Raw genomic sequence first — 13149 nt, forward strand, 5'->3', positions numbered from 1 at the left:
GTACCCTTCGCAGCCGTTTCGCAGTGATGCGATCAGTTTTCACGTGATGGACCATCTCGTATGCCCCTCGTTCTTCGCGCCCTGGCTGTCAACTTGGCGCTGCTGCCGCTGTTTGCCAGCGCGGCTCCGTTCCAGTCTCCCGGTGACCGTGACCTGATCCGTGACCGTCAGGAAAACCTGTTGCAAGAGCAGCGCAGGCGTCTTGAAGAGTTGCAGCAGTTACCTGGCAAACAGGTTGCGCCAGCGCCTGTCGCGCCCACCGAGCAAGGGCGTTGCTTCCAGATCCAGCGCATCGACCTGCAAGGCGCCAGCCTGCTCGACGAGCCACAGCGCAAGGCGCTGCTCGAAGGCTACGAAGGCAAGTGCCTGCAGGTCGGCCAGCTCAACGAGCTGCTCAAGCGCATCACCGACCATTACCTGAACCGTGGCTACCTGACCACCCGGGCCTACCTGCCTCAGCAAGACCTGGGCTCCGGCGTGCTGCAGATCATCATTGTCGAAGGCCGCCTGGAAGGGCTGGACGGCTCCGCCCTGGCCAGCCCCCGGGAAATGGCCATGGCCTTCCCCGGCAAGACTGGCGAGTTGCTCAACCTGCGCGACATGGAACAGATGGTCGACCAGCTCGGCCGTTTGCCCTCGCGCCAGGTCGAGGTGGAGCTGGTGCCCGGCCAGGAGGTCGGCGGCAGTCGCGTGCAGCTCAAGGGCCAGCGTGACAAGCCCTGGCGGGTCTCGGCCAGCCGTCACAACAACGGCGACGCCAGCAGCGGCGAGCAGCAGATGAACCTTGGCCTGGAGTGGGACAGCCCGCTGGGCCTGGCCGATCAGTTGAGCCTGCGTGGCGGGCGCGACGTGGTCAGCGACCACTGGCGCCACTCCGACAGCCATGGCCTGAACTACAGCCTGCCGTGGGGCTGGTGGACCTTCAACTACAGCTACAACCACAACTACTACCGCACCCGCGATACCTCCAGCGGTTTCCCCTTCAAGCTCGACGGCGACAACAGCGTGCATCAGTTCCAGGCCGAACGGGTGCTCCACCGCGACAGCCTGAGCAAGACCGCGGTCAATGCCGGCGTCAGCCACCTGCGCACGCGCAACTACCTGGACGACACCCTGATCGGCGTTTCCAGCCCCCGTATCACCGAGCGCCAGCTGGGCGTCAACCACGGCCGTCGCATCGGCAATGCCTTCGTCAACCTCGATGCCGGCTGGCAGCAGGGTATCGGCGCGCTCGACGCCCAAGGCGCGGGCGACCCTCACGGTAGCGAATCCGTGGCGCGCTACAACAAGTACACCCTCACCCTGAGCTACCTGCAGCCGTTCCAGCTGTGGGGCGAGCAGTTCACTTTCGACAGCCTGGCCACCGGCCAGCGCAGCGAGGATGCGCTCTACAGCGGCCAGCGCATCAGCGTCGGCGGGCTGACCTCGGTGCGCGGTTTCAAGGAGCAGACCCTCACCGGCGACAGCGGCGGCTACTGGCGCAACCAGTTGCGCTGGCGCCGGCCGGTCACCTGGGCGCCGCTGCAGCCCTGGCTGCGCGAATACGGCATGGCGTTCGCCTACGACGCGGGGGTGATCAAGGGCCAGCACGGTAACGGCCAGGACCATGGCCGCCTGAGCGGCAATGCCCTGGAGTTCAACGTGCGCGGCCAGTACTTCGCCGCCAGCGCGACCTTCGCCCGTTCGCTGGAGCGCCCCGACGTCATCACCCGCCGCGAACACCCGATCTACTTCCGTGTCGACGCGTTCTTCTGAGCCCCGATCCACCTTTTGCCCGTGACACCGCCGCCCGCGCCTGGAGTTTGTTCGACATGGATATCCGCACCCCACTGAACCAATGCATTGCCCTGATCGTCGCGGGGGTGCTGTTCCTCAACCCCATCGTCGCCACGGCCGCGCAGTTGACCGTCGATGCGGCGGCCAACGCCAATACCAGCCTCAAGCAGGCGGGCAACGGGGTGCCGATCGTCAATATCGCCACGCCCAACGGCAGCGGCCTGTCGACCAACACCTTCCGCGACTACAACGTCGGCAGCAACGGGCTGATCCTCAACAACGCCACCAGCAAGACCCAGTCGACCCAGCTGGGCGGCATCATCGTCGGCAACCCCAACCTCAGGGGCCAGGCGGCCCAGGTGATTCTCAACCAGGTCACCGGCGGCAACCGCAGTACCCTGCAGGGCTACACCGAGGTGGCGGGGCAGGCGGCCCGGGTCATCGTCGCCAACCCCCATGGCATCACCTGCAAGGGCTGCGGCTTCATCAACACGCCGCGGGCGACCCTCACCACCGGCAAGCCGATCATGGACGGCGAGCGTCTCGACCGCTTCCAGGTGGACGGCGGCGACATCGCCATCGAAGGCGATGCGCTCAATGCCACCAACCTCGACCAGTTCGACCTGATCACCCGCAGCGCCAAGCTCAACACCGAACTGCACGCCAAGCAGCTGAACATCGTCACCGGGCGCAACGACGTCAAGGCTGACACCCTGCAGGCCACGCCGCGTGCCGACGAGGGCGGCGACAAGCCGCTGCTGGCCATCGACAGCTCGGCGCTGGGTGGCATGTATGCAAACACCATTCGCCTGGTCGGCACCGAGCAGGGCGTGGGCGTCAAGCTGGCCGGCAACATGGCCGCCACCACCGGCGACATCCAGGTGGACGCCAACGGCAAGGTGACCCTGGCGCAGACGTCCAGTGCCGGCAACCTGACGGTCGCCGCGCAGAGCGCCGAGCTGACCGGCAAGACCTACGCCGCCGGCAGTGCCACCGTGCGCGTGCGTGACGAGGTAACGATCGGCCAAAGCCTCGCCGCCAAGGACAGCATCACCGTGACCGGCGCGCGGATCGACAACCAGGGCATCATCGAAGCCGGCGTGGAACCGGACAACACCCGCAATGCCCACGGCGACGTGACCCTCACCGGCCAGACCCTGCGCAACCGTGGCAGCGTGGTGGCCAACCGCACCCTGGAGGCCACCGGCAGCACCACCCTCGATAACCAGGGCGGCACCTTCAAGGGCCAAGTCACCACCCTGACGGCTGGCCAGCTGGACAACCGCAAAGGCCAGGCACTGGCCGACGACATCCTGACGGTCAATGCCAACGCGATCGACAACCGTGACCAGGGCCTGCTGCAAGGCAAGGGCAAGGCCGTGGTGGACGTCGGCACCACCCTCGACAACCGTGGCGGCCGCCTGGTGGGCCAGGGCGACCTGCAGGTCACCGCCACCCGGCTGGACAACCGTGACAAAGGCCTGGTCGGCAGCGATCGGCAGGCCAAGCTGACCACCCACGCGCTGCTGGACAACCAGGGCGGCGGCAAGCTCAGTGCGGACCGCCTGGACATAACCACCGCCGGCCTGCTCAACGGTGGCGGCCAGTTGCTCGGCGGCGATGTGCTGATAAACGCCAGCGCCGACATCGACAACCGTCTCGGCGTGGTTTCGGCCAAGCGCCTGCTCGACCTCAAGGCCGTGGGCCTGGACAACAGCGGCAAGGGCAACCTGCGCAGCGACGGCACACTGGGCGTCAAGGTGGCGACCCTGGACAACCGTGACAACGGCCTGCTGTCGAGCCTCGGCGACCTGACCTTGGATGGAAAGCGCCTCGACAACCGCGGCGGCCTGGTCCTCGCCGACCGCTCGCTGACCGTCACCGGCGGGCATTTCGACAACCGCGACAAGGGCGCGGCCACCACCAAGGGCAAGGCCCACATCGACGTCGCCAGCCTGTCCAACAGCGATGCCGGCCACCTGCAGAGCGATGGTCGTCTCGACCTGATCGCCGGCACGGTCGACAACGAGCGCCTGGGCAACATCACCGCCAAGGGCGACCTCGAGGCCCACCTGGGCACCTTGAACCATCAAGGCGGCAGGTTGACCAGCCTGGGCAGCCTGCTGCTCACCGCCGACACGATCGACAACCAGCAGGGCGGCAAGATTGGCGCGACCAGCGTGGCCGACATCAGCGCGGCGCGCATCCTCAACCAGCAGGGTGAGATTTCCAGCGCCGGCAAGGTCATCCTCAATGCCAGCGAATTGCTGGACAACCAGGGTGGCAAGGTCATCGGCGACCGTGGCCTGGCCCTCACCGTGCAGCGCCTGCTCAACCAGAACAAGGGCCTGCTCAGTGGCCATGACCGCCTGAGCCTGCACGGCACCGAGCTGCTCAACAACGGCGGCAAGCTGAGCAGCCACCAGCACATCGACGTGACCCTGGACGGCAAGCTGGACAACAGCGACGCGGGCCTGATCATCAGTGACGCCAGCGTCACCCTGAATGCCGGCACGCTGCTCAATCGCCAGGGCGGCAAGGTCTCGGCCATCGCGGCCCTGGACCTGACCAGCCAGGAGCTGCTGGACAACCAGGGCGGCACCCTGGTGACTAACACCGGACTGCTGCTCAAGGCCGCTCGCCTGGACAACAGCCACCTCGGCGTCATCAGCGCCCAGGGCCACGCCGAGCTGCGCAGTGGCGCCATCGACAACAGCGCCAAGGGCAATATCGGTGCCGGCAGCCTGCTGCTGGTCGGTACCCAGCTCGACAACTACGGCTATGGTCGCATCAGCGCCGCCGGCCAGATCGACGCCACGCTGACCGGCCTCGACCAGCATGACCACGGGCAACTGGTCAGCGAGACCGGCATCGACCTCGACCTGCAGCACGGCCAGTGGGTGAACCGTGATCACGGCCTGCTGCGCTCGCCGGGCAACCTGTTGTTGCGCCAGATCGGCGTGGTCGATAACCGCGACGCTGGGGAGATTTCCAGCAGCCGTGGTTTCAGCCTGGTCGCCAGCCGCCTCGACAACCGGGGTGGGCGAGTGGTCAGCAGCCAGGACCTGACCCTGCGCATCGCCGGCGTCCTCGACAACAGCCTGAAGGGGGTGTTGTCGGCCAGCCGCGACCTCGAGGTCGCGGCCGTCAGCCTCGACAACTTCAGCGGTGGCAGCCTGGCCAGCGGCCAGGCCCTCAAGGCAACAATCGACGAGCAGCTCGACAACCATGACGAGGGCATCCTGTCCGCCGTTGGCGGGCTGACCGTGACCAGCGCCGGCTTGCTCAACGGCGAGCGCGGCCTGTTGTCGGGCAACACCGGCGTGACCGTCACTACCGGCCAGTTGGACAACCATCAAGGCGGCCAGCTCACCAGCCAGGCGGCGATGACCGTCGACAGCAACGAACTCGACAACCGTGGCGGTACCCTGAGCAGCAAGCAGGCGATGAAGCTGACCACCGGCGAGTTGCGCAACGGCGCCGATGCCCTGCAGCGCGGCGGTCGGATCCACAGCGATGGCGCATTGACGCTGGTGGCCGGGCAGGTCGATTCCAGCCAGGGCGGCGAAATCTCCGCCAAGGGCGACCTGCTGCTGCGCGTCAGCACATTGATTCAGCGCCAGGGGCGGCTGATCGGCGAACAGAAGCTCGACCTCGACCTGAACGGCGGCGACCTGCTGAACCAGGGCGGCCTGATCAGCGCCAACGGCCCACTGAACATCCAGAACCTGCGCAAGCTCGACAACAGCACCGGCGAAATCACCAGCCAGCAATCCTACAACCTGCTCGCCAAACGCATCGACAACCAGCAGGGGCGCATCCTCAGCGATGGCCGGCTGACCGTGGAGGCGCCACAGCTGGACAACAGCGCCAAGGGCCTGATTTCCGGCGCGCAGGGCCTGCTGGCCAAGGGGACCGACCTGAACAACAGCGGCGAAGGTACCCTGTCCAGCAAGGACGGCGACCTCACCGTGACCCTGGCCGGTACCCTCGACAACCGCGACCTCGGCGCCCTGGTCAGCAAGGGTAGCCAGCAGATTACCGCGGTCAACTTGCACAACCGCAAGGGCATCATTTCTTCCGAACAGGCCATCATCCTCAGTGTCACCGACCGGCTCGACAACAGCGGCGGCGGCCTCGTTTCCGCCACCGGCGACCTGGCGTTCGACCAGGACGGTACCGTCATCGACAACCAGGGCGGACAGATCAACGGCCAGGTGATCACCGTCACTGGCAAGCGCCTGGAAAACGCCAAGGGCCAGCTGACCAGCCGCGCGCTGCTTGACCTGACCTTGGCCGAGGCGCTGCTCAACACCGACGGCGCGCGCCTGGTCAGTGGCGCCGACCTGTTGCTCAAGACCGGCAGTGTCGCCAACAACGGCGGCAAGCTGATCAGCCACGGCCTGTTGCGCGTCGACGCAACGACGCTGGACAACAGCCGCGGCGGTAACCTGGCCAGCCAGCAGAACCTGGTACTGCGCCTGAGCGGCGACCTGCTCAACGGCCAGGATGGCCTGCTGTTCAGCGAACACGGCAAGCTCGACATCCACGCCAATGCCCTGGACAACCAGGCCGGTACGCTGAAGAGCCAGGGCGCCATCGAAGTGCGCCTGGACAAGGCCCTGAACAACCACGGCGGGCGCCTGGAGAGCCAGGACGGCGGCCTCGAGCTGCACGCCGCGAGCCTCGACAACGGCGGCAGCGGCATGCTCAGCGCGGCCAAAGGCTTGTTCAAGGGCGTATTCAGCGGCCTGTTCGACAACGGCGGCGGCACCACCCAGGCGCAGTCGGTGGACATCAAGGCCGACACCCGGATGAACAACCAGGGCGGCTACCTCTCGGCCCTGGGTGGCGACAATCAGCTCGTCACCGCCGAATTCGACAACCAGGGCGGCGGCCTGTACGCCGCCGGGCTGCTGCACCTGCAGGGCCAGCAACTGCTCAACCAGGGCGGCAAGATCGGCGCCGGACGCATCGACTTCGGCTTGAGCGGCGCGTTGTACAACGGCCTCGGCCAGCTGGAAAGCGAGAGCGACCTGCAGCTGCGCGCCAGCGAGCTCGACAACCGCACGGGCAACCTGCGCGCCCTCGGCAAGACCGGCACCAGCCGCTTCATCGTCACGGGCAACCTGCTCAACGACAACGGCGTGCTGGCCACCGCCAACCACGACCTCGACCTGCAGATCGGCGGCCTGAGCAACAGCGGCGGGCAACTGCTGCACACCGGCCTTGGCACCTTCGGCCTGGCCTCCGACAAGGTCACCCAGGCCGGCGGTGTACTGCACACCGATGGCCTGCTGAGCATCGGCGCCGCCAGCTGGACCAACAGCAGCGTGCTGCAGGCCCGGCGCCTGGAGCTGGACATCGGACGCTTCGTGCAGACCGCCAGCGGCAAGCTGCTGGCGGTCGAGAGCTTCAAGGGCCGCGGTGGCGACTGGACCAACCATGGCCTGCTGGCCAGCGATGGCAGCCTGCAACTCGACCTCACCGGCAACTACGACGGCAACGGCCGCCTGAGCAGCCTCGGCAGCCTGGGGTTGAGCGCCACCGATATCCGCCTGTCCAGTGCCGCCAGCCTGGCCGGCGGCGCGGGCAGCGTGGTGACCGCCCGCAACCTGCTGAGCAACGATGGCCGCCTGACCGCCCTGGGCAGCCTCACGGTGAACGCCGCCACCCTGGAAAACCGTGGCACCCTCGGCGGCGCCACGGCGGTGAAGCTCACCGCCAACACAGTGAGCAACCAGCGCGGCCTGCTGTTCAGCGGCAGCGACATGACCCTGCGCGTGGGCACCTTCACCAACTACTACGGCGACCTCTACAGCCTTGGCGGGCTGGACCTGGCCGGTAACGCCAGCGCCCGCGCCGTGCTGCTGGAGAACATCTCCGGCAGCCTGGAAAGTGCCGGCAACATGACCCTGGCCGTGGACACCTTGCTCAACCGCAAGGAGAAACTCACCTCCAAACAGAAACTGGTGGCCGGCAACGTCAATGTCTATTCCGATGACGGCTGCAAGGGCAAAGGCTGCGAGCTTTACTTCTCGGCCACCGAAAGCTGGCAGGACGTTATCGATGAGGACAGCTCCACGGCCTTCATCACCGCCGGGCAAAAGCTGAACTTCGCAGGCACCGCGTTCCGCAACCACTACAGCAGTGTGTCGGCGGGCGGTGACATTGGCATCAACACGGCCGTGTTCGAGAACAAGGGTGCCGGTGGCGGCGAGCAACGCAACCTGAGCGCGAGCATGTACACCCGCAACCGCGCCCAGTACAACGCGTTCATCCAGGCCAAGAACCAGTTCAACCAGAACCCTGGCTCGCTGACCCTCGACCAGGTGATGGCCGCGGCGGGTTACCCGCAGTACAGCATCTACAACGTCATCGACAACAAGACGCCGATTGCCGGCGCCGTGGTGGCGCCTGCCGTGGTGCAGTCGGCAGGTTCGGTAACCATCAACGCCACCCAGCGCATCGACAACAGCGTGGTGCGCGCCAACCAGGCCGGTGCTGGCGCCATCAATGCCCGTGGCGATGCCTCCGCCGACCCGCGCCTGGCCCAGACCCAGGTGCGCGCGCTGAACCCGCAGCTGCCGCCCGACCTGGCCCAGCGCCAGGTCAACCCGGTGACCCTGCCCAGCTTCAGCCTGCCCCAGGGCAACAACGGCCTGTTCCGCATCAGCAGCCAGGCCGGCCAGGCCGCCATCAGCGGTGACGCCCTGGGCGCGACCGCTGACCGCACCCAAGCCGGCAGCGGCACCTTCATCGCACCGCTGGCCACTGCGACCAGCGCCGACAGCCGCGCGGCGTCGGCGCTCGGTGCCGACAGCGCGGCGTCTGCCCAAGGCGCCGTGGCCGGCTCCGGCGTGGCGCTGGGCGGCTTGGCCGCTGGCGTCAAGCTGGTCCAGGGCGTGCCTGAGCGCAGCGTGCCGAGCGTCTCGCACAAGTACCTGGTAGAGACCAACCCGGTCCTGACCGACCTCAAGCAGTTCCTCAGCTCCGACTACATGCTCGGCCAGCTCAATATCAAGCCGGACCAGGCGATCAAGCGCCTGGGCGACGGCCTCTACGAGCAGCGCCTGATCCGCGAGGCGGTGGTGGCCCGTACCGGGCACCGCTACATCGACGGCATGACCAGCGACGAGACGCTGTTCCGCTACCTGATGGACAACGCCATCGCCAGCAAGGACAAGCTGTCGCTGAGCGTGGGCGTGTCGCTCAGCGCCGAACAGGTGGCGGCGCTGACCCACGACATCGTGTGGATGGAAAACATCGAGGTCAACGGCGAGACGGTGCTGGCCCCGGTGCTGTACCTGGCCCACGCCAACGGCCGCGTGGCCCCCAACGGCGCGTTGATCCAGGGCCGCGACGTCAACCTGATCAGCGGCGGCGAGCTGGTCAACGTCGGCACCTTGCGCGCCACCAACAACCTCGCTGTCAGCGCCACCAACATCGGCAACGCCGGGTTGATGGAGGCGGGCGGGCGCCTGGACATGCTGGCCACCGAGTCGATCCGCAATGCCCAGGGCGGGATCATTGCCGGGCGTGAAGTGAGCCTTACCGCGTTGACCGGCGACGTGATCAACGAGCGCAGCGTCACTCGCCTGGAAGGCCGCGCGGGCGGTGAGCACGTGACCAAGGACCTGGTCGACACCGCCGCGCGCATCGAGGCGGCGAACAACCTGACCATCACGGCGGGGCAGGACATCGGCATTGTCGGCGGCGCCGTGCAGGCCGGCGGCAACATCGACCTCGATGCCGGGCGTGACCTGATCATCGCCAGCCAGGAAGGTGTCGACAGCCACGAGTACCAGCGCCGCCGCGTCAGCGGCCACGACACCAGCATCACCCAGTACGGCAGCGAGGTGAAGGCCGGCGGCAACCTCACCGCCACGGCCGGCCAGGACCTGAGCATCGTCGCCAGCGAAATCGAGGCCCGCCGCGACCTGGCCCTGCAGGCCGGGCGCGACGTGACCCTGGCCGCCGCGGCGAACGAGGAGCACAGCTACGCCAAGGGCAAGAAAGGCAAGACCAAGTACGAGCGCCAGGAGGACGACGTCGAGCAGCAGTCGGCCGAAGTGAAGGCCGGCGGCGACCTGACCATCGACGCCGGGCGCGACCTGCGCATGGTGGCGAGCAAGGCCAGCGCCGGCGACGAAGCCTACCTGGTGGCCGGCGACAAGCTCGAGCTGCTGGCCGCCAACGACAGCCAGTACTCGCTGTATGACATGAACAAGAAGGGTGGTTGGGGGAGCAAGAAGACCCAGCGTGATGAAGTGACCGACGTGAAGGCGGTGGGGAGTGAGATCACCAGTGGTGGCGACCTGACCCTCGAGAGCGGCAGTGACCAGCTGTACCAGGGCGCGAAACTCGCCTCCGGCGCGGACCTGACCATTGATAGCGGCGGTTCGGTGACCTTCGAAGCGGTCAAGGACATGCATCAGGAGAGTCACGAGAAGTCCAAGGGTGACCTTGCCTGGAACAGCATGAAGGGCAAGGGCAGCACCGACGAGACCCTGCGCCAGAGCCAGCTGACCGCCAATGGAGATTTGGTGATTAAAGCGGTGGATGGCTTGAAGGTCGATGTGAAACATGTCGACCAGGCGACCATCAGCCAGAGCATCGATGCGATGGTTGCGGCCGATCCACAGCTGGCTTGGCTGAAGGAAGTCGAGAAGCGCGGGGATGTGGACTGGCGGCAGGTGAAGGAGGTGCATGACTCCTTCAAGTACAGCCATTCCGGGCTTGGGGCAGGGGCGCAGATGGTCATCGCCATCCTGATCGCCTATTTCACCGCAGGTGCGGCCAGTGGGTTGGTTGCCAGCGGAGCCTCGGCCGCAGGTGCTTCCACGGCTGCGACTACAGCCAGTGGCATGTGGGCGGCCGGTACGGGGGCGTCCTTGCAGGGTATTGGTTGGGCCAACGCAATGGTGACTGCAGGCGCTATGGGCATGACCAGCAATGCAGCCATCAGCACGATCAACAACAAGGGCAACCTGAGTCTGGTGCTCAAGGACGTGACGTCCAAGGATGCGCTGCGAGGATACGCCGTCTCGGGTATCACCGCCGGGCTGACCGCGGGGCTGTTCGACGGGTGGACGGAGACGAAGACTGACGTTGCTGGTGCGGCTGGCGCGACCGGGGTCGTTGCGAAGACAACTGCGGTGCTGCCGCCGGGCGGGCTTTCCACGCTGGACGGTATCGGGCGTTTCGCCGGTAGCCAGATGTTGCAGAACGGTACGTCCGCTGTGCTCGACCGCGCACTGGGCGGCAACAGCTCGTTCAGCGATGCATTGCGCAATAGCCTGGTCAACACCTTTGCGGCGGCTGGATTCAAATGGGTTGGTGATATCAGCGCAGAGAACAAACTCAACCTGAAGGATGGGGGGTTACCCAAGATCGCGCTCCATGCGCTCATGGGCGGCCTTGCAGCGGAGGCTGCGGGAGGCAACTTCAGGATGGGGGCCCTGTCAGCTGGTGTGAACGAAGCTGTGGTCGGACTGCTGGCCGATCAGTACACCAAGATGCCGAAAGAAGAAAAAAACCGGCTGTTGGTGATGAACTCGCAGCTCATTGGCGTATTGACCGCTGCCGCCGCTGGCGGCGACGCCAAGGACCTGCAGACGGGGTCGTGGGTCGCGAGCAGTGCAACCTCTTACAATCGCCTGTTGCATGACGCCGAAAAGAAGGCACTTACGACCGAGGCAGCAGAACTGCAGAAGCGACTTGGCAAGCCAGGGACCGATTTGTCCTGGGACGACTTGCTGCTGCTGGCTGCCAACGCGCAGGTAGATGAGACGGAGAACAAGCGGCTGCAGGCGCTTCTGCAGATGTACGACCCGAAAAAACCTGAGGGGCAGCATTTTGCCGAAAATCTGCTGATCGCCCAGCAGAGCATTGCCAAATTGGCGGCCCAGGACATCGTCCTGACCTGGAAGGATGGCCGTCCGATCACGGCCGATGGTGATGAGGTCAAAGCATTCCAGTCCACTGGAAAGCAGTTCCAGGACCACGGGTTGTTCAATACCGACTCGAAATGGACGCAGGCGTCGGGTAACAGCTGGGCCGGTGAAGTCGATACGGTGCCCGAGGCATGGAAGCGGCAGTTTGGTGAGAAGAATGCCGCGATCTACATGCGCGAGATTGGGCAGGTCTCAAGCAGCCCGGCGGAAATGAAAGACCTGATGGAGCGAATCTCGGTCATCGCCACGGGCGGTGTGAAGGATGTAACGGTGGACCTGGATGTCGCTTTGGCGATGACAGGGGCGCCTGCTGTGTTGCGGGCGTTGCTGGCCAAGCGGGTTAGTGCTGCAATGGCTGAGGCAGGTGGTTCGGCTATAAGTAAGGAGACTCCCAAACTTGACCCTCCTTTGGCATTGCCCTCAGCAAGGCCAGGCATTGTTATCAGGGGAGCTTTGGAGGACCATGAATTCAAGCAGGCTTCAGAAATCGTTGCCTTCAGGGGCGGTGAGTTCAAAGGTGCGGAGGGCAAAAGCTTTGCGGGTATTGATGGTTGGCTAGATGGAGTTCCCGTGCAGCTTAAAGTCGTAGAAGGAACAAGCATCAATGCTGTACGGCGGAATATTATCAGTGGCGCCAAGGATATGCGTAAGGCTGGGTATAAAGGCGATATGTATGTTGATGCTTCGAAAACAGGCGTCTCGATGGAGAAAATGATTGACCATTTCCGGCCTGGCTCTCCGGTATCTAATGTTGTGGGGGAAGGAACGGTCTCAAATGTTTATATTAAAACTCAGGATGGCTGGCTGAATGTATCGGCTGGTAGGGTTTCCCAGCATAAGGGGTGGCAGTAGTGGCAGCAAGTTTATTTGTCCCTGTGACGCGTGTGCCTGAATTTGAAGAGTTAAAAAACTGGCTTCAAGAGGCTTTGTCTGCTTTAGGGTTTGTGGTTAATAGAGTTACGGTTGGTGTTAATTTGGTTGGTACATCTGACTTGCTCTCGAACATGATCTATATTTTTGATCATGAAAGAAATGTCTGTTGCTGGGTGACGTTCTTGAGTGCAGATGACTGTTTGCTGGAAGAGGACGAGTTTGGTATGCCATTTATTGCGCATATTTCAGGTAGCGTTGGCAAAGGAAGGAATCTCGCTCTTGCAGTTTCGTATAGTGTGGGTGTGGGTGGGGGAGGGAAGGTTGTATATGATGACGGTTGTTTGTACTTCGATGATCAGAAAGGTGTTGCTAAATTGGAAGATATAAGATCCATGTGTGAAATGTGAGGAGAGATTTTCCTGTGCAGGGCTTATGGCTTCAAATTATGTTGAGAAAATACATGGCCGAAAATTGAAAAGGCGGTAGAAAGGGGGCAGATTTATTTTTGCTACTTTAACGTTGGTTCCTGGCGGCGAAGAGGTCT

3 protein-coding genes are annotated in these 13149 nt (G+C 64.5%); all 3 read left to right on the top strand.

Annotated elements, in window-relative coordinates; translation table 11 throughout:
• Positions 1-60: 60 nt before the first annotated feature.
• Genes DFS21_RS17205 through DFS21_RS26500 form a run of 3 tightly spaced genes read left to right on the top strand, consistent with a single transcriptional unit; the run spans position 61 to position 13012 of the window.
• Entirely contained in the window at positions 61-1755 is a 1695-nt protein-coding gene (locus DFS21_RS17205) for a ShlB/FhaC/HecB family hemolysin secretion/activation protein (RefSeq protein WP_111532706.1), read from the top strand.
• 56 nt (positions 1756-1811) lie between these two features.
• Entirely contained in the window at positions 1812-12584 is a 10773-nt protein-coding gene (locus DFS21_RS27100) for a DUF637 domain-containing protein (RefSeq protein ID WP_111532707.1), read from the top strand.
• A complete protein-coding gene (locus DFS21_RS26500) occupies positions 12584-13012 on the top strand; it encodes a hypothetical protein (RefSeq protein ID WP_146603147.1) in 429 nt (142 codons plus the stop codon). The genes DFS21_RS27100 and DFS21_RS26500 overlap by 1 nt, the downstream gene beginning before the upstream one ends.
• Positions 13013-13149 lie beyond the last annotated feature (137 nt).

It is taken from the genome of Pseudomonas sp. 2848, from assembly GCF_003253945.1.
Lineage (GTDB): Bacteria > Pseudomonadota > Gammaproteobacteria > Pseudomonadales > Pseudomonadaceae > Aquipseudomonas.

What these genes read in the sequence shown, in the direction of transcription:
- DFS21_RS27100 (WP_111532707.1), top strand. Translation starts at nt 1,812, where the DNA reads ATGGATATCCGCACCCCACTGAACCAATGCATTGCCCTGATCGTCGCG.
- DFS21_RS17205 (WP_111532706.1), top strand. Translation starts at nt 61, where the DNA reads ATGCCCCTCGTTCTTCGCGCCCTGGCTGTCAACTTGGCGCTGCTGCCG.